20 protein-coding genes and 1 pseudogene are annotated in these 23,196 nt (G+C 71.6%); 11 read left to right on the top strand and 10 right to left on the bottom strand.

Translation table 11 applies throughout. From position 1 onward, the window contains the following. Positions 1-90 precede the first annotated feature (90 nt). Positions 91-792, bottom strand: a complete 702-nt coding sequence (locus ACTWPW_RS32975) for a DUF2470 domain-containing protein (RefSeq protein ID WP_364112364.1) — start codon at positions 790-792, stop codon at positions 91-93. Between the two features lie 75 nt (positions 793-867). Between ACTWPW_RS32975 and rpsD the strand changes: the two genes are divergently transcribed. Beyond that, the gene (rpsD, locus tag ACTWPW_RS32970; protein ID WP_375116576.1) at positions 868-1,482 is read left to right on the top strand and encodes a 30S ribosomal protein S4; all 615 of its coding nucleotides are present in this window, start codon (positions 868-870) and stop codon (positions 1,480-1,482) included. 76 nt (positions 1,483-1,558) lie between these two features. Here rpsD and ACTWPW_RS32965 read toward each other — a convergent pair whose 3' ends face one another. Then, on the bottom strand, positions 1,559-2,344 hold the full coding sequence (locus ACTWPW_RS32965; protein ID WP_364112366.1) for an ion transporter: 786 nt from the start codon (positions 2,342-2,344) through the stop codon (positions 1,559-1,561). Positions 2,345-2,370: 26 nt separating this feature from the next. Between ACTWPW_RS32965 and ACTWPW_RS32960 the strand changes: the two genes are divergently transcribed. Then, the gene (locus tag ACTWPW_RS32960; protein WP_443170895.1) at positions 2,371-2,781 is read left to right on the top strand and encodes a DUF4190 domain-containing protein; all 411 of its coding nucleotides are present in this window, start codon (positions 2,371-2,373) and stop codon (positions 2,779-2,781) included. Here ACTWPW_RS32960 and ACTWPW_RS32955 read toward each other — a convergent pair. Then, the gene (locus tag ACTWPW_RS32955) at positions 2,689-3,414 is read right to left on the bottom strand and encodes a TetR/AcrR family transcriptional regulator (protein ID WP_375116472.1); all 726 of its coding nucleotides are present in this window, start codon (positions 3,412-3,414) and stop codon (positions 2,689-2,691) included. The genes ACTWPW_RS32960 and ACTWPW_RS32955 overlap by 93 nt on opposite strands. A gap of 66 nt (positions 3,415-3,480) precedes the next feature. Between ACTWPW_RS32955 and ACTWPW_RS32950 the strand changes: the two genes are divergently transcribed. Beyond that, positions 3,481-4,236, top strand: coding sequence for an ABC transporter ATP-binding protein (locus tag ACTWPW_RS32950; protein ID WP_443170894.1), 756 nt, complete (start codon positions 3,481-3,483; stop codon positions 4,234-4,236). Continuing rightward, a complete protein-coding gene (locus ACTWPW_RS32945; protein WP_443170893.1) occupies positions 4,236-4,961 on the top strand; it encodes an ABC transporter permease in 726 nt (241 codons plus the stop codon). The genes ACTWPW_RS32950 and ACTWPW_RS32945 overlap by 1 nt, the downstream gene beginning before the upstream one ends. 42 nt (positions 4,962-5,003) lie before the next feature. On the opposite strand, the gene ACTWPW_RS32940 is transcribed toward ACTWPW_RS32945, so the two are convergent. Beyond that, positions 5,004-6,362, bottom strand: coding sequence for a S8 family serine peptidase (locus tag ACTWPW_RS32940; protein ID WP_375116469.1), 1,359 nt, complete (start codon positions 6,360-6,362; stop codon positions 5,004-5,006). A gap of 186 nt (positions 6,363-6,548) precedes the next feature. Between ACTWPW_RS32940 and ACTWPW_RS32935 the strand changes: the two genes are divergently transcribed. From ACTWPW_RS32935 to ACTWPW_RS32925, 3 genes and pseudogenes are all read left to right on the top strand, one after another. Beyond that, a complete protein-coding gene (locus tag ACTWPW_RS32935) occupies positions 6,549-8,588 on the top strand; it encodes a spermidine synthase (RefSeq protein WP_375116468.1) in 2,040 nt (679 codons plus the stop codon). Between the two features lie 244 nt (positions 8,589-8,832). Next, positions 8,833-10,173 carry a hypothetical protein gene (locus ACTWPW_RS32930; RefSeq protein ID WP_375116467.1) on the top strand — a complete coding sequence of 447 codons (1,341 nt, stop codon included), beginning with the start codon at positions 8,833-8,835 and terminating at the stop codon, positions 10,171-10,173. Between the two features lie 49 nt (positions 10,174-10,222). Then, a pseudogene (locus ACTWPW_RS32925) lies at positions 10,223-11,275 on the top strand (cytochrome P450 family protein); the annotation flags it as partial. Positions 11,276-11,481: 206 nt separating this feature from the next. Here ACTWPW_RS32925 and ACTWPW_RS32920 read toward each other — a convergent pair. Both ACTWPW_RS32920 and ACTWPW_RS32915 read right to left on the bottom strand, forming a co-directional pair. Continuing rightward, positions 11,482-13,074 (bottom strand): LCP family protein, encoded by a 1,593-nt coding sequence (locus ACTWPW_RS32920; RefSeq protein WP_375116465.1) that lies wholly within the window; start codon positions 13,072-13,074, stop codon positions 11,482-11,484. Between the two features lie 132 nt (positions 13,075-13,206). Continuing rightward, the gene (locus ACTWPW_RS32915) at positions 13,207-14,217 is read right to left on the bottom strand and encodes a neutral zinc metallopeptidase (RefSeq protein ID WP_375116464.1); all 1,011 of its coding nucleotides are present in this window, start codon (positions 14,215-14,217) and stop codon (positions 13,207-13,209) included. A gap of 606 nt (positions 14,218-14,823) precedes the next feature. On the opposite strand from ACTWPW_RS32915, the gene ACTWPW_RS32910 reads away from it, so the two are divergent. Further along, on the top strand, positions 14,824-15,693 hold the full coding sequence (locus ACTWPW_RS32910; RefSeq protein WP_364112390.1) for a LysR family transcriptional regulator: 870 nt from the start codon (positions 14,824-14,826) through the stop codon (positions 15,691-15,693). A 139-nt stretch (positions 15,694-15,832) separates the two neighbouring features. Here ACTWPW_RS32910 and ACTWPW_RS32905 read toward each other — a convergent pair whose 3' ends face one another. The 3 genes from ACTWPW_RS32905 to ACTWPW_RS32895 all read right to left on the bottom strand — a co-directional run bounded on the left by ACTWPW_RS32905 (position 15,833) and on the right by ACTWPW_RS32895 (position 19,071). Beyond that, entirely contained in the window at positions 15,833-16,972 is a 1,140-nt protein-coding gene (locus ACTWPW_RS32905; protein WP_443170892.1) for a ScyD/ScyE family protein, read from the bottom strand. Positions 16,973-17,057: 85 nt separating this feature from the next. Further along, a complete protein-coding gene (locus ACTWPW_RS32900) occupies positions 17,058-18,404 on the bottom strand; it encodes a sensor histidine kinase (protein WP_443170891.1) in 1,347 nt (448 codons plus the stop codon). Then, complete coding sequence (locus tag ACTWPW_RS32895; protein WP_364112396.1) at positions 18,397-19,071, bottom strand: response regulator transcription factor; 675 nt, start codon at positions 19,069-19,071, stop codon at positions 18,397-18,399. The genes ACTWPW_RS32900 and ACTWPW_RS32895 overlap by 8 nt, the downstream gene beginning before the upstream one ends. Positions 19,072-19,198: 127 nt before the next feature. Between ACTWPW_RS32895 and ACTWPW_RS32890 the strand changes: the two genes are divergently transcribed. The 3 genes from ACTWPW_RS32890 to ACTWPW_RS32880 are packed head-to-tail and all read left to right on the top strand — an operon-like array spanning position 19,199 to position 22,294. Then, the gene (locus tag ACTWPW_RS32890) at positions 19,199-20,365 is read left to right on the top strand and encodes a LolA family protein (RefSeq protein WP_443170890.1); all 1,167 of its coding nucleotides are present in this window, start codon (positions 19,199-19,201) and stop codon (positions 20,363-20,365) included. Continuing rightward, positions 20,362-21,336, top strand: coding sequence for an ATP-binding cassette domain-containing protein (locus tag ACTWPW_RS32885; RefSeq protein WP_443170889.1), 975 nt, complete (start codon positions 20,362-20,364; stop codon positions 21,334-21,336). Before ACTWPW_RS32890 ends, ACTWPW_RS32885 begins: the two co-directional genes overlap by 4 nt. Continuing rightward, positions 21,323-22,294 (top strand): ABC transporter permease, encoded by a 972-nt coding sequence (locus tag ACTWPW_RS32880; RefSeq protein ID WP_375116459.1) that lies wholly within the window; start codon positions 21,323-21,325, stop codon positions 22,292-22,294. The genes ACTWPW_RS32885 and ACTWPW_RS32880 overlap by 14 nt, the downstream gene beginning before the upstream one ends. A 176-nt stretch (positions 22,295-22,470) precedes the next feature. Here ACTWPW_RS32880 and ACTWPW_RS32875 read toward each other — a convergent pair. Then, the coding region (locus tag ACTWPW_RS32875) for a YcnI family copper-binding membrane protein (RefSeq protein WP_443170888.1) at positions 22,471-23,196 on the bottom strand (726 nt) is incomplete at its 5' end.

The following is a 23,196-nucleotide window of genomic DNA, read 5'->3' as shown; positions in this document are numbered from 1 at the left end:
CGCACTCCTATGACCGATGTAAAGGTTTGTCCGAATAATTCACAGTTAATCGTGATCAACTCTGCCGCTGACCAGCGAAACAATGATCTGTCAGCACGAGCACAACAGCCCGCGCAGCGCCGTCTCCAGGCACAGGTCGGTGCCGGCGGGCGTCGGCCACTGGAAGCGCACGAGTGACTCGTCCACCCGTACGGTCGCCCCGAACCGGTCCAGCTCCCACAGCCACACCTCCCCGGCCGGCTCGCCGAGCTGCCTGGTCACGCCCGCCGTGAGCTGCGGCCGGTGCGAGGCGTTGACGTGCGCGAGCACCCGCTCCGCCGTCTCGGTCAGCGGGTCGGGCGCCGCCCCCAGGTAGTCGTCGGCGTCCAGCAGCCCGGACTCCTGCCCGGTCAGGTAGACGACCTGGCCGACGTCCAGCCGCAGCAGCCGCGGCGCGTCCCGCTGCCCGAACCGCTCCAGCGCGTCGAACAGGCTCTCGTCCGCGGTGTGCGCGGCCACCGCCACGGCCGCGGCGCGCGCCTCGGCCTCCGGTACGGCCTCCGCCCAGCCCTGCACCTCGATCAGCCCGCGCGGGTGGGTGACCGTGCCCAGTTGCCGCATCGACGTGAGGTTCACCGCCACGACGGCGTCCTCGCGCAGGCCGTGCAGCGACTCGCCGGGCAGGACGAGCAGGATGGGCCGCCCGCGCTCGTCCACCCCGCCGCGCGCGGGCGAGGGGGCGCCGTCCACGGAGAGCTTGGCGACGCCGGCGGTCGCGGCGAGGGTGCGGACCCGCTCGGGGATCGGCAACATGGCGACTCCTTGAGCAAACAATGGTGTAGGTTAGCCTTGCCTAAGTAAGGATTACCTAATCACATTGAGGTGAACGTGCGCTACACCGGCCCCAAGGTGCGACTGTCGCGTCGCGCGGGCGTCCCGCTGACCAGGAAAGCCGTCCGCTACTTCGAACAGCGCCCCTACCCGCCGGGCGAGCACGGCCGCAAGACCAACCGCCGCACCACCGGCGACTACGGGCTGCGGCTGATGGAGAAGCAGAAGCTGCGCTGGTACTACGACGTGTCGGAGCGGCAGCTCCGCCGCTACTGGGACCTCGCCGTGCGCAAGCCGGGCGCCTCCGGCGCCGAGCTGGTCACGCTGCTGGAGAGCCGCCTGGCCTCCCTCGTGCTGCGCTCCGGGCTGGCCCCGTCGATCTACGCGGCCAGGCAGTACATCACCCACGGGCACATCGCCGTGGACGGCCGCAAGGTGGACATCCCCAGCTACCTGGTCAAGCCAGGACAGGTCATCACGGTCCGGGAGCGGTCCCGCGGGATGCAGCCCTTCGTGGCGGCCGCCGAGGGCGTGCACGCCGACGAGCGCATCGCGCCGTACCTGTCGGTCGACCTGAAGGAGCTGCGCTTCACGCTGGTGAGCCGGCCCGAGCGCGAGCAGATCGTCGTTCCCGTGGACGAGCAGCTCGTGGTGGAGTTCTACTCCCGTTAGGCGCGGCGGGAGCGGCAGAGCGCCACGTGGCCGGACGTGGCGCTCTTTTCATGTCGCCTTTCGTGCCGCCGGGGGCTCAGCCGCTGCGCACCCCGCGCAGCTCGGCGATCTCCTTGCGCAGCTCGGCCAGCTCGTCGAGGATCTGCTGGGTGTGCGCCGTGGTGTCCTCCAGCGCGGCCCGCTCCTCGGCGTTCTCCTCGTCCATCGCGCTCACCACCACCGCGAGGAAGAGGTTCAGCACCACGAAGGTGCACACGAGGATGAAGATGGTGAAGAAGATCCAGGCCGTGGGGTGCCGGCTCATGACCTCGCGGGCGATGTTGCCCCAGTCGTCGCCCGTCATCGTCTGGTAGAGGGTGAACAGCGAGGTCGGCAGGCTGCCGAAGCGGTCGGGCGCGGTCTGCCCGTAGAGCTTGGTGGCCATGACGGCGGCCACGTACAGGACGAGCGAGAGCAGCACCACGATCGAGCTCATCCCCGGCATCGCGCGCAGCAGCGCCGAGACCACGCGGCGCAGGCTCGGCACGACCGACAGCAGTCGCAGCACCCGCAGGATGCGCAGCGCGCGCAGCACCGACAGGCCGCCGGTCGTGGAGGCGAAGGCCACGCCGATGATGAGGGTGTCGAAGATGTTCCAGGGGTCGCGGACGAAGGCGGTGCGCTCGACGTAGAGCTTGGCGATCAGCTCGGCGGTGAAGATGTAGAGCGCGATGTGGTCGATCACGGTGAGCAGGGCGCCGTGGCGCTCGACGACGGCCGGGAAGGTCTCGAGGCCGAGGGTGACCGCGTTGAGCAGGATGACGCCGATGACGAACCGCTGGAAATGCCGGTGGGTGAGGAAGGCACGGGTGCGTTCACGCACGGGGGAAGGCTCCTAAAGGGTGGATCATGTGCCAGACCATGATGACGCAACATGATCAAGAGCGGGATCGTGGTATAAATGCCGACCTGACCGCAGAGATGAGGGGGCGAGCGAGCGTGTCTTATCCCGATTACGGTCCTGGCTATTACGGCCCGCCGCCGCAGAGCCATCCCAGCGGCACCACGATCCTCGTGCTGGGCATCCTCAGCCTGGTGGTCTGCACCTTCATCGGCCCCTTCGCGTGGTCGATGGGCACCAAGGCGCTACGCGAGATCGACGCCAGCGGCTATGTCTACGAGAACCGCGGTCACGTCCAGGCCGGGCGCATCTGCGGCATCATCAGCTCAATCATGCTGATGGTCACGCTCGGCTTCGTGGCCCTGGGCCTCTCCGTCGCCCTCATCGGCGGCGCCTTCTCCTCCACCGGCTCCTACTAGAGCCCGCCCGCCGAAGCCGCCCAGGCCGGCTTCGAGCAGGTCGAACGCCTTCTCCGCCTGCGTTCTGAGCAGCGGCGCGATCCTCTCCCACGGCTCGCCCGCCAGCATCATGGCGACCGCGTGCTCGCTCAGGATGCGGGTGGTGTTGAGGATGTGCGCCGCCGCCAGCTCCGGGGTCAGGTCGTCGGGGTCGGTGTCGAGCTCGTCGGCCAGCGCCCGCGCCAGGCCCCGCACCCGCTCGACGTGCATCTCGCGCAGCCGGGCCACCAGCGCCGGGCTGGCGTTGACGATCCCGGTGAACACGTCGTTGCCCGCGTTGAGCCCGTGACGCCAGTCGCGCGTGTCGATCGCGTCGAGGAAGTCGCGCCGGAACGCGCGCACCACGCCCTCGCCGGGCCCGCGCTCCCGGAGCACCTGCTGCGGCAGCTCCACCGCCAGCTCCTGCCGGTCGGCGAACAGGTCTTCCTTGGTGCTGAAGTAGTTGAAGACCGTGTTGACCGACACGTCCGCGGCCTGCGCGACCTCGGCCACTGTCACGTTGTCGAACCCCCGGGCCATGAACAGCCCCATCGCGATGTCCGAGATGCGCTCCCTGGTCTCGCGCTTCTTCCGCTCCCGCAGCCCCTCTCGCATGCCTCCATCCTATCGAGTTTGCAGTGACCCCAAAATTGTGGTTACTCTAATTTTGGAGGCGATTAAATGATCAAGACATCGGGTCTGAGCAAGACCTTCGACGGCGGCGTGGAAGCCGTCAGGGGCGTCGACCTGTCGGTGGAGCCCGGCCAGATCGTCGGCTTCCTCGGTCCGAACGGCGCGGGGAAGACCACGACCATGCGCATGCTGACCACGCTGCTGCGCCCTACCGCCGGCACCGCCACGGTGGCCGGCCACGACCTGATCGGTGCGGCGAAGGAGGTGCGCAGGCGCATCGGATACGTCGCCCAGGGCAGCGGGATGCCGCCCGTCACGCCGGTGAAGGGCGAGCTAGAGCTCCAGGGCCTGCTGTACGGCCTGAGCCGCCGCGAGGTCGCCGCCAGGACGGCGGAGGTCCTGGCCAGGCTGGAGCTCACCGGGCTGGAGACCACGTTCCCCGCCGCGCTCTCCGGCGGCCAGCGCCGCCGCTTCGACATCGCGTTCGCCCTGCTGCACGAGCCGGCGCTGCTCTTCCTCGACGAGCCGACGACCGGTCTCGACCCGCAGAGCCGGGCCAACCTGTGGGACCACATCCGCTCGCTGCGCGCGGAGAAGGGAATGACGGTGTTCCTGACCACCCACTACCTGGACGAGGCCGACGCGCTCTGCGACCGGCTGCTGATCATCGACCACGGCCGCATCGTGGCCGAGGGCGCCCCGGCCGAGCTCAAGAGCGGCGGGCGCACGCTCGACGACGTGTTCCTCGACATCACCGGCAGGTCGCTGCGCGAGGAGAACGAGCTGTCCGGACAGGGGGCCTGATGCTGCGCGACACCTGGGTGCTCTTCCGCCACGGCGTGAGCGTCACGCTCCAGCAGAAGGTCGGCATCGTCTTCGGCGTGATCCAGCCGCTGCTGTTCCTGGTGCTGTTCGGGCCCATCTTCGCCACGATCGGCACGTGGGAGACGCTGGTCCCGGGGCTGATCGTTCAGCTCGGGCTGATGAGCACGGGCATGGCCGGGTTCGGGGTGGTCTTCGAGAAGCGGCTCGGCGTGCTGGAGCGCATGCGCGTCACCCCGGCCAGCCGCCTGGCGCTGCTGCTCGGGCGGGTGCTGAACAACGTCGTCACGCTGATCGTCCAGACGCTGCTGCTGCTCGCGGTGGCCTTCGCCTTCGGCCTGCGCGCCCCGGCGCCGGGACTGGCCGCCGGGTTCGTGCTGGTCGTCGTGCTCGGGGCGGGCCTGGCCGCGCTGTCGTACGCGGTGGCGCTGAGCCTGAACGAGCAGCTCTTCGCGCCGGTGATGTCCACGGCGGTGGTCCCGCTGGTCCTGCTGTCCGGGGCCTTCCTGCCAATGTCGATGGCGCCGGGCTGGCTCGACGCGATCTCGCACATCAGCCCGTTCAGGTACGTCCTGGAGGCGATGCGCGACCTGTTCCAGGGCCGGTACGCGACCGGCACGGTCGGCGCCGGCGTGACCGTGACGGTGGTGTTCGCCGTGGTCTGCCTCACGATCGGGACACGGGTGTTCAACCGGGAGCAGGCGTAGGAATCCGGGCCGGGAGGGCGGCCCGGTCCTCGCCGGAAGGGGTCAGGGCACGCTCTTGGCCCGCCGCTGGAGCGCGGCCATGAGCCCGGCCGGATCCACGGTCCCGTAGCCGTAGTCGTAGTCGAACCCGACCTCGCTGCGGTCCTCCGCCGTACGCCGCAGCAGCGCCCGCAACTGGGCCGGCGACAGCTTCGTGGCCGGCCACCGGGTGCGCACCGCCGCCACGAGCCCGGCCGCCACCGGCGCCGCGGCGGACGTGCCCGTGTCCGGCTGGTCCGCGCCGAACGCCTTCGACCCGGAGAAATGCGTGTACGCGCACACGTCGGGCTTGCGGGCGGTCAGCCGGCCCGGCCCCTGCGAGGAGTAGCCCACCCGCTCGCCGTTGACGTCGACGCCGCCCACCGACAGGGCCTTGGGATGGGAGTTGGCGCCCACGATGGGCCTGCTGGAGTAGGCGCAGCGGCCGTCCGCGCACTCCCGCCCGCAGTTGCCCGCCGCGAACAGCACGTCGGCGCCCGCCTTGTCGAGGGCGGCCACCATCAGGTTGAACGGATGGGCGGCGTTGTCGGAGTAGTTGCCCGGATGCCCCACGGGGAAGTCCCACTCGGGCGAGAACGAGCCCCACGAGTTGTTCACCACCAGCGCCCTGGTCCCGGCCGGCTGGGCGTCGAGCACGTTGCGCAGGTGCGCGAAGGCGGCCACCGCGTCCGACAGCAGCCCGTCGAGCGCCGAGCCGCCCGGCCGGGTGGACAGCAGCACCGGGATGTCGATCAGCGTGGCCTGCGGGGCCGCGATGAGCGTGTCGAACGCGCACATCGTCCCGTGGTCGACCTCGAACTCGCCCGGCCGGCCCGGCACGCCCGACGGGCTCCAGCACCGCTCGGCGTCCAGCGTGACGCCCCTGCCGAGGTGCCGGGCCGTGTGGGCCGCGTTGATCCCGGTGTCCAGCACCGCCACCGCGACGCCGGTGCCGTCGAGCCCCTGCGCGTGCAGGCCGGGCACGTTCAGCAGCCGCTCGACGTCGTGCCAGTCGCCGACCGGCGGGTCGCCCCCGCAGGCGGGCGTGGACTCGATGACGGGGTCGGCGAAGATGCCCACCACGTCGGGCCTGAGCGCGGGCAGCAGCGTGACCCTGGCGGCCAGCTCGTCGTCCGAGATCGTGCCCCTGACCAGCACCGACGCGTCCTCCGCGGCCAGGGAGTAGTCAAGCGGCTGGTTGAGCGAGAGGGGATCGCCGCCCGCGGAGGGAACGGGCCTCGGCACGGCCACGGGGACGAAGGCCGGGTCGAGCTCCACCCCGGGCAGACCATCGGCGACGTCGGCCGTGCTGGCGCTCTGGCCTGGGTCGACGACGGCCGCGACCAGGTCGGGGGAGGGACGGAGCTGGATCAGTATCCGCATGTGTCACCACCGGACGGTTTCTTGGAGGGAACGAACCTCCCAACATTCCTTCATCCGTCCCGGCACGTCCAGCACATCTCGGGGGTTTTGACCTGCGCGAACACCCCAATCGGCGCGAAGCGGACGACATTTGTTCTGGGCTGTCAGACTTCCTTGTTTTCGGTCTGTTCACTACGGTGAGGCATCATGACGCTCCAGGCGCAAAAGCCGGTAGACGACGGGGAAAAGGCACACTGGCTGGCGGTGCGGCCGCGGCTCATCCTCGCCAGTGCCTTCATGCTCTTCCTCGAGTTGGCGCTGATCCGGTGGACCGGGTCCAACATCGTCCATCTCAGCTATTTCACCAATTTCGTGCTGCTCGGCTCTTTCCTCGGCATCGGGCTCGGCTTCCTGCGCGTGGGGCGCTCGCGGCGGCAGCCGTACTACTCGCCCGTCGTGCTGGCCGTCCTGGTCATTGTCGTGCTGACCTTCCCGGTCACCGTCGACCGCAACACCGAGGGCGTCCTGTACTGGACGAGCCTGTCCACCAGCGGGCCGCCCGCGTGGGCGATCCTGCCGGTGATCTTCTGCGCCGCGGCGGTGGTGCTCATGGGGCCGGCCGAGCTCGTCGGGCGGTGCTTCCCCGAGTTGCCGCGCCTTGAGGCCTACCGCTACGACCTGATCGGCAGCCTCACCGGCATCGCGGCGTTCACGGCGCTGTCGTTCCTGAGCGCGCCGCCGGTGTTCTGGGGGCTGATCGGGGCGATCTGCTACGGCTTGCTGCTGGTGCCCCGGCCGCGCGCGCTCTACGTGGGGCTGGTGACCGTGCCGTCCCTGGCCGTGGTCGGGCTGCTGCTGGCCGAGACGCTCACCGCCGGGGCCATCTGGTCGCCCTACTACAAGGTCACCACCAAGCAGCTCCAGCAGCTCGGCATCCCCGTCACCGACATCGCGGTCAACGGCATCCCGCACCAGCAGGCCGTGCCCGCCGCCGCCCGGCTGCAGTGGGAGGCCCAGTACGGCCTGCCGTACGAGCGGACCAGCAAGCCGCCCAAGGACGTGCTCGTCGTCGGCGCGGGCAGCGGCACCGACGTGGCGATCGCGCTGTCCAAGGGCGCCACCCGCGTCGACGCCGTCGAGATCGACCCCAAGCTGCGCGAGCTGGGCGGGTCGGTCCACCCCGACCGGCCCTACGACGACCCGCGCGTCACCACCCACGTCACCGACGGCCGCGCCTTCCTCGAGCGCACCGGCGACAAGTACGACCTGATCCTCTTCGCCCTGCCCGACTCGCTCACCCTGGTCTCCGGCGCCAGCTCGCTGCGGCTGGAGAGTTACCTGTTCACCGAGGAGGCCATGCGGGCGGCCCGCGACCACCTCAAGCCGGGCGGCACGTTCTCGATGTACAACTACTACCGCGAGAGCTGGCTCGTCGACCGCCTGGCCTCGACCATGCAGGGCGCCTTCGGCCACAAGCCGTGCGTGGACGTGGTCAGCACCGCGGGCCAGCAGGCCGTGATCACCGCCGGCCTGGCCCCCGCCGACCAGCGCTGCGCCACGGAATGGCCGGGCGCCGCGCCGGGCACGCCGCAGCCCGCCGGCGACGACCGGCCGTTCCTCTACCTCAAGGACGCCACGATCCCGCCGATCTACGTCATCACGCTCGCCCTGATCCTCATCGTCAGCCTGCTCGCCGTCCGCGTCGTGGCCGGCCCGTACCGGCGGATGCGGCCGTACGCCGACCTGTTCCTGCTCGGCGTGGCGTTCATGCTGCTGGAGACGAAGAGCGTGACCGGGTTCGCGCTGCTGTTCGGCACCACGTGGGTGGTCAACGCGATCGTCTTCGCGGGCGTGCTCGTGGCGGTGCTCGCCGCCGTCGAGGTGACCCGCCGCTTCCGCACCCCACCGCTGCCGGTCATGTACGGCGTGCTGCTCGCGGGCCTGCTGCTGGCCTGGCTCGTGCCGAACGAATGGCTGCTGTCGCTCCCGCTGCCGCTGCGCGCGGTGGCGGCCGTGACGGTGGCGTTCCTGCCGATCTTCGCCGCGAACGTGGTCTTCGCCAAGCGCTTCGCCGAGACGGCCGACGCGACCACGTCCTTCGGCGCGAACCTGCTGGGCGCCATGGTCGGCGGCTGCCTGGAATATGTCGCGCTGGTGATCGGCTACAAGGGCCTGCTCATCGTGGCGGCCCTGCTCTACCTCGGCGCCCTGGCCCTGCTGCCGAGGAAGAACTCCGCACTGGTGTGACACTCCGGCGAATTACCGAGGTCATTTCTGAAATGGCCTCGGTATTTTCTTGACCGATGGTCAGATGGATTGTTTCGGATGTGGGTTGATTTGTCGGAGACTGCGAGGTGAGGTAGACGTAGGGGTACCAGCCATGCCTTGATCGCGATGTTCGTTGAACGTGGAAAGGGAAATTCTTCTTCCCGGAAATGGAGGTACGGGATCGGGGGTGACGTCCGGTAAACCCACGAGAAAAGGTGTAATCATGGCGACACAAGGGGCAGCAAGGATAGATGTCGAGCTCGCCCTGCGGCAGGAGTCCGACCCCGTGCCCGCCGGTCGCGCCGAGCAGATCGCCGGAGTGCTGCCGAAAGGAGTGCTGTTCGCGACCCCGGCGCCGCCGCCCACCGGAGAGCAGCGGACGCCGCAGGAGGAATGGACCCTCACCTCCGCCTGGCCCTACCTGGGCCGTACCGCCACCGGGACCGCCGCCGTCCACTACGGCGCCGGCCACGACCGCCTCGTCCGGCCGATGATCCTCGCCGACGGCTTCAACCACGGACCCAGCGACCTGCCGGGGCTGTGGCGCCACCTCAACGCGCCCTACCCGCCCCACCAGCACCGCCTGCTCGACCAGCTCCTCGCCCAGGGCATCGACGTCGTGCTGCTCGGCTTCGGCGCCCGGCACACCCACATCCAGGCCAACGCCGGGGTGGTGGCCACCTGCGTCCGCCGGGCCATCAGCGGGCGGGCCGGTGACGCGCCGCTGATCGTCGGCGGCGTCGGCATGGGCGGGCTGGCCACCCGCTACGCGCTGGCGGAGATGGAGAACCGCGGCGAGGACCACCAGACCATGACGTACCTGTCCTACGACTCGCCGCACAACGGCGCGTGGATCCCGCTGATCCTCCAGCAGCTCGCCTACTTCGCCGCGAAGCTCTCCCCGGCCGTGCCCGGCCAGGCCGACCTGATCAGGAGCCCCGCCGCGCAGCAGCTCCTGTGGGCGTGGGTCGAGAGCGGCCGCTACTCCGGCCCGGTCGCCACCGCCAGCCCGCTGCGCGTGGAGTTCCTGGAGGACCTGCGCCGCGTCGGGTGGTTCCCGGTCCGGCCGCGCAAGCTCGGGGTGGCCAACGGCGCCGCCGACGGCACCGGCAGGAACGTGCCACCCGACGAGCTGGTGTTCGAGTGGAGCGCGCTGGGCGGCCTCGTCGGGGCGAACGCGCGTACCCAGCCCGATCGCGGCCGCAGGCGGCACGTCGGCGGCATGCGGGCGGTGCCGATGTGGGCCAGCAAGAGCTACACCAGCGACGTCGCGCCGTTCGACGGCGCACCGGGCGGGACGCTGGCCGTGTACGGCATGCTCGCCGACAAGCTGGGCGTGCCGATCGCGACCCGCCTGCGCTCGGCCTGCTTCGTCCCGACGGTCAGCGCGGTCGCGCTCCACTACGACCCGCTGGAGTGGACGGTCGATCTCTACACCGACATCACGTCGCTGTCGCCGGAGCACAGCCAGCTCGACGACTTCCAGTGCGACTCCCAGAACTCCGAGCACGGCCAGGTGACCGGTCCGCTGGCAGAGTGGATCCTGGGACAGCTCGGCAAGTAGCCGAAGAGCGGTCCGGCGGGCGCCCCGCCGGACCGCGTCGGGGGAGGACATGTTGCTGGAGGAGATGCTGCCGGGGGACGACGGGCTGCTCGCCGACCCCTACCCGGCCTACGCCCGGCTCCGGGAGGCGGGCGTGCCCCACCTGGTGACCCTGCGCAGCGGCCTGTACGGCTGGCTGGTGACCCGCTACGACGACGCCCGCGCCGCGCTCGCCGACCCGCGGCTCAGCAAGGACCCGCGGCACGCGCCGCCCGACTGGCAGGCGGCGGGGCGCGGCCGGCCGCTGGAGGACCGCTCCGGCCTGGGCACCCACCTGCTCACCACGGACCCGCCCGAGCACACCCGGCTGCGCCGTCTGGTGACCGGGTTCTTCACCCAACGGCGGCTGGAGCGGCTGCGGCCCCGGACCGAGGAGCGGGCGCGCGACCTGGCCGCCGGGCTCCGCCCCGGCGACGACCTGGTCGGCGACTTCGCCTCGCCGCTGCAGCTCGCCACGATCTGCGACGTCCTGGGCGTGCCCGAGGGGGACCGTACGGACTTCCAGCGGTGGACGACGGCCGTGGTGTCCTCCGACTCGGGCAAGGAGGCCCGGCCGCAGGCGCTGCGGCGGCTGGCCGCTTACGTGGGGGAGCTGGTCGAGGGCAGGCGGCGGGCACCGGGGGACGACCTGATCAGCGCGATCACGGCCGCCGCGGACGACGGCGAGCGGCTGTCCGAGGACGAGCTGCTGTCGATGATCTTCCTGCTGCTCGTCGCCGGCTACGAGACGACCGTCGGGCTCATCGGGCTGGGCGCGCACACGCTGCTGCGCCACCCCGGCGCGCTGGAGCAGCTCCGCGCCCGCCCCGAACTGATCGACCGGGCGGTGGAGGAGCTGCTGCGCCACGACAGCCCGGTCGAGCTGGCCACGTGGCGCTTCGCCCTGGAGCCGGTGGAGTACGGCGGCGCCCGCGTCGAGGCCGGGCAGCCGATCCTGGTGGCGCTGGGCGCCGCCAACCGCGACCCCGGGCGCTTCCCCGGGGCGGACCGGCCCGACCTGACCCGGGAGGACAACGCCCACCTGAGCTTCGGGCACGGGCCGCACTACTGCCTGGGCGCCCTGCTCGCCCGCATCGTGGGCCGGGCCGCCCTGGGCGAGGTGGCCCGCCTGCCCGGGCTGGCCCTCGCCGTGCCGCCGGAGCGGCTGCGCTGGCGGGCCAGCCTCACCATCCGGGGGCCAGTGAGGCTGCCCGTGGCGTTCTGTGCCGGCTCGCCTGCCAGGGGCCAAAGACCGGCCGGCCGGTCCGAGGACAAAGACCGGCGAGTCGGTCAGAGGCCGCAGAGGTCGTCGATCGACTGGGCGCTCTTCTGGCTGTTCTTCGTGGGCGTCTGGGTGGGCGCGGCCAGCCGGGTCTTCGTGGGGGTCGGGGTCGAGCCGGTCGCGCTCGGGGAGGCGGTCACTCCGGCGGTCTGCGCCTGGCGGGCCGGGCGCATCGAGTCGCTGATGGCCTTTCTCGTGGCCTGGCGGATCTTCGCCCAGTCGGGGCGGCCGGAGTAGAACTCCGGCGGCACGAACTGCAGGCTGGTGATCTTGGCGTCCTTGACCTTGACGGCCAGCTCGACCAGCGGCTTGACGAGGTCGCGAGGGATGTTCGTCTGGGCCAGCCGCTTGGCCGCGCCGGCGATGCGCTCGAACCTGGTGAGGATCACCGAGGGCGTGGCCTGCTGCGCGAAGGCGGCGATGACGCAGCGCTGGCGGGCCATGCGGGAGAAGTCGTCGCTGCCGACGCGGGAGCGGCCGTACCACAGCGCCTGCTCGCCGGTCAGCTTCCGGTCGCCCGCCTTGATGGTGCCCGCCGTGCCGTACAGACCGCCCCACTTGACGTCCTGCTCCACCCTGATCCTCAGGCCGCCGATGGCGTCCACGAGGTCGGCGAAGCCGTACATGTTCATCAGCATGTAGTAGTCGATCTTCAGGTTCAGCGTGTAGCCGATGGCGTCCATCAGCGCCCGCGGGCCCTTGTCCTTGCCGCCCATGAGCTGAGGGTTGTCGTTGGCGTACTGCCAGACCTCGTTGAGCAGGCCGCCGTTGGGCAGCTCGGCCATGAAGCCGTTCGGGAACTGCTTGTGCAGCGGCGAGGACGGGGGGAAGCGGACGTGCTGGAGGTTGCGCGGGAGGCTGAACAGGACCGTGGCGCCGGTTTTGAGGTCGACGCTGGCCACGTTCATGCTGTCGGTGCGCACGCCGGTCCGGTTGCCCGCCGCGTCACCGCCGACCAGCAGGAAGTTCACCCGGTCCCGGCCGTTCCACGGGTCCTCGGGGTTCTGGGCCACCTGGGGGGTGTCGGGGTCGGGCCGGGACTGGAAGACGTCCCCGATCGCGTTGCGGGCGGTCAGCACGTAGTTGGAGGCGAGGGCGAACGGCGACATGACCGCCACGCACAGCACGCCCACCACGATGCCCGTCACCACCTGGCCCTGCTGGTGCAGCTTGTTCGGGCCGAGCGCCACGTAGGACGTCACCAGCAGCGCGAACCAGGCCAGCGCGAGTGCCGAGGCCACGACGACGACCGTGAGCATCATCCCGTCGTCGGCGAACGTGGCGATGTTCGACAGGTCGCCGATCACGATCAGGCCGTAGGCCAGGAGCCCGAGCAGCAGCACCGCGTACACGCTGACCAGCACCAGCCCGGTACGGCGGTGCCCGGCCCGCAGATGAGCGGCGCCGGGCACGACGGCGGACAGCGCGGTCCAGCCCAGGACGGCGCCGGGTGTCAGCGGTTTGGCGAAGCGCGGCCCTCTGGAGGGCGCCTTCTCGCGAGGGGCGGATCCGGCGGTGGCTGCGGAGGCCGGGCCGGACCGTCGCATGGGGCGGCGTTTCCTGCCTCCTGGCACGGTCTCCACCCCATCGCGATTGCTCACACCCGGCTCCTTACACGCCTACCAGGCAAAATTGGCGTATGCCCCCGATGGGCACAAGATTGCCAGGATTCTAGTGCCCTTATATGGACATCAGAGACATGTGCTCAACATGAGATGAACGCCACGGGGACATCAGGAGACCGTTGAAGAGGGCGCCAGCCACGTGTTGCACTGGTATGTCTTGCTCTTCTCCCACCCCTGCCGGAACCAGCGGTTGTTGTTGGCCGGCGTGCCGTGGTCGCGCGGCCAGCCCGGATGGTCGCCCACCTGACCGTAGAACCAGTACAGCCGGCTCCGGTTGGAGGTGTTCACCGGGTACGACGCCGCCACCGACCGCATCCACATGCCGCCGAAGCAGGTGGCCTGCAGCTCCAGCCGCCGGCTGAGCGCCAGCTTGCCGCTCTGGCTGGTCGAGTCCAGGGTCGAGCGCCACCACGAGTCCATCAGGCCCGTGATGTTCTGGACGTGGTGGCCGTACTCGTGGGCCATCATGCTGATGATGCCGCCGTGCCAGTTGATGATCTGGCCGTACCCTCGGGCGTTGCCGTTGCCCGTGGCCATGGCCGAGGTGGAGGCGTAGATGGTGTTGTTGCGCGGGCAGTAGTACGGCACCATGCTGCCCGCCGACGGATAGTCGCCGCAGGCGCCCCTGCCGCGCTTGGCCGCGATGGCGTAGCCGGGCGGGCTGAACCGGATGCCCTGCTTCTCCAGGATCGGCTGCCAGGCCCGGTCCATGCACCTGCCGGTCTTCAGGATCAGCGCCTTGAGCTGGCTGTGGTTGTAGATGTTGGCGTTGCCGGCCCGGCAGTTGAGCCTGGGCAGGGTGCCGGCCCGATACATGGTGTTGTTCTTCAGGCTCGTGTTGAGCGTGACCTTGGCGGGCGGGGTGACGGTGGTGTCCGGCTCCTCGTCCTCGGTCGGCCGCTGCGTGGGCTCCTGGTCGCGGGTCCGCGTGGGGGCGGGCTCGGGGTCCTCGTCGGAGCGCCGGGTGGGCTCCTCCGACGGCTCGTACGTCGGGTTCGCGACCGGCGTGGACGTGTCCGAGCTCTTCGAGCCGCCGAGCATCACCGCCCCGATGACGATCAGCACGAACAGCGCCGCCAGCGACCCGAACACGGTGCCGAGCACCGCGACGACCCCCATCCCCGACTTCCTGCGCGGCGGGGGGTGCGGCCACCGCAGCGTCGGCGCGACCGGCGGTGGCGGCGGAGGAGGCGGCGGCTGCCGGTACGGTGGCCCGTGCGGCGGCTGCCCATAGGGCGGCCCCTGCGGCGGCTGACCGTAAGGCGGCCCCTGCGGCGGACCGTATGGTGGTTGCGGGTAGGGCGGCTGAGGGTGGGGCGGCCCCTGCGGCGGCGGTGGCCCCTGCTGGTAAGGATTCCCCTGTGGCGGCGGTGGGGGAGGGGGCGGCGGCTGCGGGTACGGGTTCTGCTGGCCGCCCTGCGGCTGCGGTTGCCGGTAACCCGGCGGCGGCCAGGGTAACGAGGGGGGCCGCTGTGGCTGTCCTGGTCCCTGTGGCGGGGGTGGATACTGCCCGTTCCCTGTCACCGTGTCTCCCCGTTCACCCGGTTGTCTGCTATGCCAGATTTGCGCCGCGACTTGGCGGACCCTTGTCAAATTTGGGGCAAAAGCATACTGATTTATCACCCGTCACGGATGTAGCGGTGCTCGGTTACAGTCCGAAATCATTCGAGGTGATCTCCGCTATCTTTCGGTCCCGGCGGCGGGCGGTGTCCTAGCTTCATTGACATGAATCTCCAGCAGCTCCGCTATGTGGTCGCGACTGCGGAGCACCGCACCATGACCGACGCGGCCAGATCGCTCTACATCGCGCAGCCTGCGCTGTCCCGCGCGATCCGCGATCTCGAGCGCGAGCTCGGCATGACGCTCTTCGCTCGTTCCGGCCGCGGGGTGGTCGTCACCGCGCAGGGACGCCGGGTGGTCAAGCTGGCGAGGGAGGCACTCGACGCGGTTCACGAGATCGAGGGCCTGGCCAACCAGGGCACGGTCACCGAGGCGGAACTTCGCATCGCCGCCACGCCCAGCCTCGAACCCGGCCTCGCGGGGCGGCTGCTGCCCGCCTACGCGGCCGAGCACCCGGGAGTACGCGTGCACATCGTGCGCTGCGACGGCCGAGACGGTGTCGTCAGCGCCATCAGGGATCAGCGGGCCGACCTGGGTCTCACGGACCTGCCGGTGCCCACCGATCTCATCACCCATCCACTCGAACGCCAGGAGATCGTGCTGATCTCCCCGCCCGCGCTCGATCTCCCCAACCCCGTGCCGATGGGCAAGCTGCACGGCATGCGCCTGGCGCTGCCCGCCCGTGGCAGCATGCGGCGCAGGGAGCTCGACGCGATGTTCGGCAAGTACGCGGTCACCCCGGTGGTCGTGCTCGAAACCGACGAGCGCAACGGATGGCTGAACGCCGTACGCGCCGGGCAGGCATCGTTGCTGTGGTACCGCGGCATGGCCGAGCAGGCCGGACGCGCGGGCCTGGTGGTGCGTTCGCTCGAACCCGCGGTGCGTCGCGTCATAGCCGTCGTGCACGCCCGCCGCCGCCTGCCACTCATCGCCCAGGACTTCCTGGCCACCGCGGAAAAGGGGACAGCCGCCTGACCACTTTCGGAACGATCCATGTCCATCCACGAGCCGACCGGCGTACCATCTGACGAGTCATGTGATCGGGCCCGGAACAACGGAGCCCGGGGGGCCCGGCGACGCGGCCGTGCCCCTGAGGGCCGTCGAGAACCCGCCGTCAGCTCCCGATACGCAGTACCTCCCCGGAACCCGCCAGCGTGCCCCTGTTGGACACGTAGTAGGCGCCGTCCGGCCCGGCCACCACCCCCGTCGGGGTGAACAGGCCGTCCCTGGCGACAAGTGTCCTGGTGCCGTCGCGTTCGACGCGGTGCAGGGCTCCCGCCGGGTCGCCGGAGAGCAGCCCGTTGGCGGCGATCTCCAGCACCAGCAGCCGGCCGCGCCGGTCGAAGGCGATGTCCACGATGTTGGTGAAGCCGGAGGCGTACACCGCCGGCGCCTTGCCCGGTGCCAGGCGCCACACACTGGCTCCCCCCACGGGGAAGGGGAAGCCGGTGAGCCGGCCGACGTACAACGCGCCGTCGGGCCCGCGGGCCACGCTCGTGGGCACCGGGTGCATCGGAATGTCGCCCCCACCCGGCCCGGGGACCATGCGGACGTCGAACACGGCGACCGTCGAGATCCGGCCGCCGGGGCGCACGCGCAGCACGTCGTTGGCGCCCGCGTCCACGACCAGCGCGCCCGCTCCCTCGGGCAGCACCGCGTAGGGCTGGCTGTCCGGGCCGGTGCCGGGCTGGCCCTGGTCGGGGTCGTTGGCGCTCTCGTACGCGCCGAGGTCGGCGACGGTCCGCCACCGCGCGCCCGAAGCCTTGACGAGCGTGGCGAGGGCGGCGCCGTCCGGGCCGAGCTGCGCCCGCCTGGCCGGGTCCGTGCCCAGCCCGATCGGGACGAGCAGCCCGCCATGGGTCACGGCCACGTCGTGCGCGCCGAGCACCTCGCTCAGGTTCGGCGTGCCCAGGGACGGCAGGCCCGTCACCACCCGGCGCTGCCCGTCGCGGGAGACGGCCGTCACGGCGCCGCTGGGGCCGAGGCAGAACGTCTGGTCCTGGGCGCCGGTGATGCACGGGCCCGGGCCGCCCCGGCCCGCCTCGGCCACGTACAGGGTCCCGTCGGGGCCGAAGCCGAGCCCTCTGGGGTTGTCCAGCCCCGAGGCGATCACCGTCACGGCGGCCTGATCAGCGGCCTGATCAGCCGCCGCCGCCGGTAAGGCGCTCGCGGCGACCGCGAGGACCGCCGCGAGGACCGCCGCGAGGGCGGCCGACGTGAGGCGGCCGGCGGGCCGCTCGCGTGCTGCGCGCATGGCCCGTGCCTAACACGTCGCGCGCCCGGTGAACAGGGTCCCCGTCCTCATCCGGCCACAGATAGCCGCAAAAGGTATTAATGGGTCAGCGGGTCACCGGCAGGGCGACCACGGCGCGCAGGCCCGGTGCCGCGTCCTCCAGGTGCACCGTGCCGCCGTGCGCCCGCACGGTCTCCCGCACGATGGCCAGCCCCAGCCCCGCGCCCCCCTCGTCCCGGCTGCGGCCGGAGTCGAGCCGGGTGAACCGGTTGAAGACGCGCTCGCGGTCCTGCTCGGGAATGCCGGGGCCGTCGTCGGTGACCGTCAGCACGCCGTCGGCGGTCAGCGTCACCTCGACCTTGGAGGCGGTGTGGCGGACCGCGTTGTCCATCAGGTTCGTCAGCACCCGGCTCAGGTCGAGGGCGTCGCCGCGGACCACGACGGGGTCGCACACCGTCAGGCGGGCCTCGGCGTACCGGTCGACGGTCTGGCGTACGACCTCGTCGAGGTCGACGGGCTCGCGCCGGGCCGGCACGCCGCCGCGCTCGTCCAGCCTGGCCAGCGCGAGCAGGTCCTCGGCCAGCCGGGACAGCCGCATCGTGTCCTCCAGCACGCCCTCGGCGGTCTCCTGCCAGTCCTGCTCGTCGGGATGCCCGAGCGCCACCTCCAGCTGCAGCCGGATGCTGGCCAGCGGGCTGCGCAGCTCGTGCGCGGCGTCGGAGACCAGCGCCCGCTGGCGCTGCTCGGCCTCCTCCAGCCGGGCCAGCATGCTGTTGAGCGTGGTGGCCAGCGAGTGCACCTCGTCGCGCGACTGCGGCACCGGCAGCCGGCGCGACCTGGCCGTGTGCGTGATCTCCGCCGCGCCCCTGCGCAGCGCCGCGATCGGCCGCAGGGTACGCCCGATCATCAGCCAGCTCGCCACCGCCAGCAGCACGACCAGCGCCGGCGTGCCGACCAGCAGCACCCGGCCGGCCGTGCCGAGGCTGGTCTGGATCTCGCCGATGGGCCGGGCCGCCACCACCGTCACCCCCCGGTCCGCGCTGAGCACGACGACCCGCAGGAACCCCGGGATGGCGTACGGCCGGCCGTCCAGCAGCGTCGCCTGCCCCTGCCGGAGCACCTTCGCCCGGCCCGCGGCGTCCAGCAGCGGCACCAGCCGGTCGGTGCCGTACGTGACGTGCGTGATCCGCCCCTGGGCGTCGATCACCTGCACGATCGTGCCGTCGTGGGTGGTGATCGGGCTGGTGAGCGTGCCGGCGTCGGCCGCCACCCGCACGGCCTGCGCCTGCTGCACGGTGGACTCGTCCACCGTGTCCATCAGGGCCCGGTCCAGCACGCTGAGCAGCACCGACGCCGACAGGGCCAGCGCCAGCGCGAGCACCGCGGCCGCCGCCACCGTCAGCCGGAACCGCAGCCCCTGCCGCCGCCACCAGACCAGCGGCGACTCAGCCACCGTCGCCCGCCAGCCGGTAGCCCGCGCCGCGCACGGTCTGCAGCGAGTTCCTGCCGTAGGGGACGTCGATCTTGCGGCGCAGGTAGCCGACGTAGACCTCGACCACGTTGGGGTCGGTGTCGAAGGTGTCCCACACGTGCTCCAGGATCTCCGACTTCGACACCACCTCGTCCCGCCGCCGCATCAGGTATTCCAGCAGCGCGAATTCCCGCGGCGTCAGCTCGATCGGGCTCTGCCCCCGCTCGACCTTCCGCCTGGCCGGATCCAGCGACAGGTCGCCCGCGACCAGCACCGACGGCCGCCGCCCCGCGTCGCGCCGCATCAGCGCCCGCAACCGGGCCACCAGCACCACGTACGAGAACGGCTTGGTCAGGTAGTCGTCGGCCCCCAGGTCCAGCCCGTCGGCCATGTCGTACTCGCCGTCCTTGGCCGACAACATCAGGATCGGCACCCAGTTCTCCTCGGCGCGCAACTGCTTGCACACGTTGTAGCCCGACAGCCTGGGCAGCATGATGTCGAGCACCACGACGTCGTAGTCGCCCTGCCTGGCCGCGTGCAGCCCCTCCTCGCCGTCGTGGGCGAGGTCCACGGCGAAACCCTCGGCCTGGAGCCCTCGCTGGAGCGCAGCCGCCATGCGCCGCTCGTCCTCGACGACAAGTACTCTCATGTGGCGATTCTCCCGTTCGCGCGCTGAGACGACGCTGAGAAGGCTGAGAGCCGTCTCAGACTGTCTCAGGTCTCCCACAGGATGCATGACGCAGGCTCTGGGCATCGACATACGGTTAAGGAGTGAGATGCGTAGAGGCACGTTCGTGAGGTGGGGAGTCCCGATCGCGGCGGCAGCCGTGATCGGAGCCGCGATCGGCGCCGGTCCCGTGATCGCCGCGGTGAGCGGCGAACCCGTGCTGCCGGAGCGCTCGGCCCAGCAACTGCTGGCCGACGCCGTGGCGGCCACCGGCAAGGACGGCGGGATCCCGCCGATGTCCGGCACCGTTCAGCAGACGGCCTCGCTCGGCCTGCCGGCGCTGCCGCAGACCGGCTCGGCCTCGCCGCTGAGCCTGCTGTCCGGCTCACACGAGGTGAAGGTCTGGTACGGCGCGGCCGACAAGCTGCGCGTGGCCTTCCCGACCCAGCTCAACGAGACCAACCTGATCCTGAACGGCGGCCAGGCCTGGTACTGGGACAGCGCCACCAACACCGCCACCAAGCTGACCATCAAGCCGGAGGCCGGCCCGGGCCATGCCACGCCCGTGCCGCGCCCGACCGAGCTGACGCCGCCGCAGCTGGCCGAGCGGCTGCTGGCCGGCGCCGACGAGCACACCGCGGTCCGGGTGATCAACACGGCGGAGGTGGCGGGCCGCCCGGTCTACCAGCTCGTGCTGTCGCCCAAGGACGAGAGCTCCCTGGTGCAGGAGGTGCGCATCGCCCTCGACGGCGAGACGTACGTCCCGCTCCAGGTGCAGGTGTACGCCAAGGGCTCGGCCGAGCCGGCGTTCCAGCTCGGGTTCACCCAGGTGACGTTCACGCCCCCGGCAGCCGAGAACTTCACCTTCACCCCGCCCGCGGGCGCCAAGGTGGAGGAGCAGACGATCGGCGCGGACCAGGGCTTCGGCGAGCACGCGGAGGAGCGGGCCGAGAAGGCCCACGACGTCGCGGGCGACCTGAAGGTCGTCGGTGAGGGCTGGTCGGCCGTCGCGGTCGTCCCGTTCTCCATGGCGGACCAGGCCGCCAAGCCCGCCGAGACGCCCGAGGGCTCCGGCGAGCGGTTCGGCGGTGGCGGGGGCGACCCGGCCGCGCTGCTGGACAGCGTGCTCAAGTCCGCCACCCCGGTGAGCGGCACGTGGGGCTCCGGCAAGCTGATCAAGACCAAGCTCGTCACGGCCCTGCTGACCGACGACGGCCGCCTGCTGGTCGGCGCGGTCACGCCGGAGGAGATCACCAAGGCGGCGGGCACCAAGTGACCGCCGTCACGTACGAAGCGGGGGCGCCCTTCGGGGCGGCCCCGCCCTCCGGGGACGCCGCGATCGTCACCCAGGGGCTGACCAAGCGCTTCCGCGGCGGCCAGGTCGCGGTGGACGCGCTGGACCTGGCGGTGCCGCGCGGCTCGGTGTTCGGCTTCCTCGGGCCCAACGGCTCGGGCAAGACCACCACGATCCGCATGCTGCTCGGCCTGGTGGCGCCCACGGCGGGCGAATACTCCGTGCTCGGGCTGCCGCAGGCGCAGGCCCTGCCGAAGGTGGGGGCGCTGGTCGAAGGGCCGGCCTTCTACCCGTACCTGTCGGGCGCGGCCAACCTGATGCGCTTCGACGCGGCCGACCCGACGGCGCCGGGCGGCACCGCCCGGCGGCGCGTCGCGGACGCGCTCGACCGCGTGGGGCTGTCGGCCGCCGCGGGCAAGCGCTACCGCAACTACTCGCTCGGCATGCGCCAGCGCCTGGCCATCGCGGCCGCCCTGCTGGGACCGCGCGAGCTGCTCGTCCTGGACGAGCCCACCAACGGGCTCGACCCGCAGGGCACCCGCGAGGTGCGCGCGCTGGTCAAGGAGATCGCCGCCGACGGCACCACGGTGTTCGTCTCCTCGCACCTGCTGGCCGAGGTCGAGCAGATGTGCACGCACGCCGCGATCATGCGGACCGGCAAGCTCGTCGCGCAGGGCACGATCGCCTCGCTCAACGGCGGCCTGGTCACCCGGATCAGGGTGGAGACGCCGGACACGGGCGCCGCCGCGCGGGTGCTCGCCGGTCTCGGCCTGGCCGACGTGCGGCCGGAGGGCGGGCAGGTCCTGGCGGAGCTGGGCGGCCACGCGCCGGAGCAGGTCAACGCCGCGCTGGTGGGGGAGGGCGTGGCCGTACGCGGGCTGGCCGTGGTGCGGCCGAGCCTCGAGGACGTGTTCGTGGGACTCACAGGGGAGGGCTTCGATGTCGACGGCTGAGAGCCGGGCCACGACGGCCACGCGGCGGATGCCCGGGCTCGTGCCGGTGACCGAGACCATGCGCACCACCGAACGGCACGCGCCCGAGCCACCGCCCCCCGCACCCGCCGCACCCCCGCCCGGGCCGTCGGCCAGGACGACGTGGGCGTTCTGGCGGCTGCTCGGCTCGGAGCTGGGCCTGACCTTCCGCCGCCCGCGCAACCTGGCGATGCTGGCCGTGCTCGCCGGCGTGCCGGTGATCATCGGCGTCTCCCTGCGTGCCTTCGGCTCCTCCGGCGACGACGACATGGGCGGGATCATCCAGGCCGTCGCGGGCAACAGCCTCATGCTGACGTTCGTGTCGTTCTCGTTCCTGGTGCTGCTGCTGATGCCGGTGGCCGTGAGCGTGGTGGCGGGCGACTCGATCGCCGGCGAGGCCGGGGGCGGGACGCTGCGCTACCTGCTGGCCGCGCCGGCCGGGCGGACCCGGCTGCTGGCCGTCAAATATCTCAACGCGGTCGTCTACGCCTACGCGGCCACGGCGGTGGTGGCGCTGTCCGCGCTGGTGACGGGGCTGCTGCTGTTCCCGGTCGGTGACGTGACGCTGCTGTCGGGGACCACGATCTCGATGGCGGACGGGCTGGTGCGGATCGCCATCAGCGTCGGGTACGTCGGGGCCGGCATGGCGGCGCTGGCCGCGATCGGGCTGGCGCTGTCCACCTTCACCGAGGTGTCGATCGGGGCCGTCGCCGGCACCATGGTGCTGGTCATCATCTGCCAGGTGCTGCGGGCCGTCCCCGAGCTCGGCGCGATCACGCCCTACCTGCTGCCGACCAGGTTCACGGACTTCGACGCGGTGCTGCGCAGCCCGATCGACACGGGGGCGCTGGGGGAGGGGCTGCTGGCGTTCGGGGCGTACATCCTGCTGTTCGGGTCGATCGCTTGGGCACGCTTCTCGGGCAAGGACATCACGTCCTGACGGCACCCGTCCTGCCTGGGCTCGTCTTGACGGCGCCGGCCCTGCGCCTTGACGGCCCCCTTCCTGCGGGTGGCAGCGGGACGCCCCGGAGCGGGCGGCGGAGGCCGGGGGTCGGGGCCGTGCGCTCCGGGACGCCGTCGGTGGCGTCCCGGAGCATTGGCGTCCGGGTCCCGCTGTCAGGCGGAGGGGCGGCGGCGCAGGCCCAGGGCGCCGATCACGACGCCGATGACGCCCACCGCCAGGCCGGCCCCGCCGAGCAGCCGGGCCGTGCCGTCGGAGGCGGACGCGGCGGCCATCGGCGTGACCGACGGCGCGGCGACCGCCGGGGTCGCACTCGGACTCGCACTGACCGAAGCGCCCTGTGAGCTGCCGTCACCGGCGGCCGGCACCAGCTTGAGCAGTGGCGCCGGGTGCTCGGGCTCGGTCCCGTCCGTCTTCGGGGCCTCCGACCAGTCCACGACCTCGCCTCCCGAGTAGGTCTGCTTCGTCGGGAACATCAGCGAGTCGACGTCCTTCGGCAGCTGGCCCATGGACACCTCGAACTCCTGGAACTCGCCAGGATTGATCTTCCCGCCCTCCCAGACGACCTTGGTGACGGCCTCCTCCAGGTCGCCGTACTCGGTCTTGACCGGGGCGGGCAGCTTGCCCTCGGTCACCTTGACCTCCCACCCGGGCACGGGCTTGACGGACACGAAGGCCAGCGGGTGGTCGGCGGGGAAACTGACTTCGATCTTGGTGGTCGAGGCGTTGTCGCGCTCGTTGGGCACCCGGAAGGCGACCTTGGTGAACCCGCCCTGCTCGGCGGTGCCCGGCTGGATGGTGACGTGGGCCAGCGCGGGCAGGGCGAGGCCGGCGGTGAGGGCGGTGGTGGCGGCGAGCACGGTCGCCGCACGGCGTACGAA

Source organism: Nonomuraea sp. KM90 (assembly GCF_052246675.1).
Taxonomy (GTDB): Bacteria; Actinomycetota; Actinomycetes; order Streptosporangiales; family Streptosporangiaceae; genus Nonomuraea.
Note: the sequence above shows the minus strand (reverse complement) of the source record. Positions and strands in the feature narration are given on the sequence as shown.

Excerpts from the sequence above, each read along its gene's own strand:
- ACTWPW_RS32975 (WP_364112364.1), bottom strand. The coding sequence starts at position 792 with ATGTTGCCGATCCCCGAGCGGGTCCGCACCCTCGCCGCGACCGCCGGC.
- ACTWPW_RS32960 (WP_443170895.1), top strand. The coding sequence starts at position 2,371 with ATGTGCCAGACCATGATGACGCAACATGATCAAGAGCGGGATCGTGGT.
- ACTWPW_RS32955 (WP_375116472.1), bottom strand. The coding sequence starts at position 3,414 with ATGCGAGAGGGGCTGCGGGAGCGGAAGAAGCGCGAGACCAGGGAGCGC.
- ACTWPW_RS32950 (WP_443170894.1), top strand. The coding sequence starts at position 3,481 with ATGATCAAGACATCGGGTCTGAGCAAGACCTTCGACGGCGGCGTGGAA.
- ACTWPW_RS32945 (WP_443170893.1), top strand. The coding sequence starts at position 4,236 with ATGCTGCGCGACACCTGGGTGCTCTTCCGCCACGGCGTGAGCGTCACG.
- ACTWPW_RS32940 (WP_375116469.1), bottom strand. The coding sequence starts at position 6,362 with ATGCGGATACTGATCCAGCTCCGTCCCTCCCCCGACCTGGTCGCGGCC.
- ACTWPW_RS32935 (WP_375116468.1), top strand. The coding sequence starts at position 6,549 with ATGACGCTCCAGGCGCAAAAGCCGGTAGACGACGGGGAAAAGGCACAC.
- ACTWPW_RS32930 (WP_375116467.1), top strand. The coding sequence starts at position 8,833 with ATGGCGACACAAGGGGCAGCAAGGATAGATGTCGAGCTCGCCCTGCGG.
- ACTWPW_RS32915 (WP_375116464.1), bottom strand. The coding sequence starts at position 14,217 with ATGGGGGTCGTCGCGGTGCTCGGCACCGTGTTCGGGTCGCTGGCGGCG.
- ACTWPW_RS32910 (WP_364112390.1), top strand. The coding sequence starts at position 14,824 with ATGAATCTCCAGCAGCTCCGCTATGTGGTCGCGACTGCGGAGCACCGC.
- ACTWPW_RS32905 (WP_443170892.1), bottom strand. The coding sequence starts at position 16,972 with ATGCGCGCAGCACGCGAGCGGCCCGCCGGCCGCCTCACGTCGGCCGCC.
- ACTWPW_RS32895 (WP_364112396.1), bottom strand. The coding sequence starts at position 19,071 with ATGAGAGTACTTGTCGTCGAGGACGAGCGGCGCATGGCGGCTGCGCTC.
- ACTWPW_RS32890 (WP_443170890.1), top strand. The coding sequence starts at position 19,199 with ATGCGTAGAGGCACGTTCGTGAGGTGGGGAGTCCCGATCGCGGCGGCA.
- ACTWPW_RS32880 (WP_375116459.1), top strand. The coding sequence starts at position 21,323 with ATGTCGACGGCTGAGAGCCGGGCCACGACGGCCACGCGGCGGATGCCC.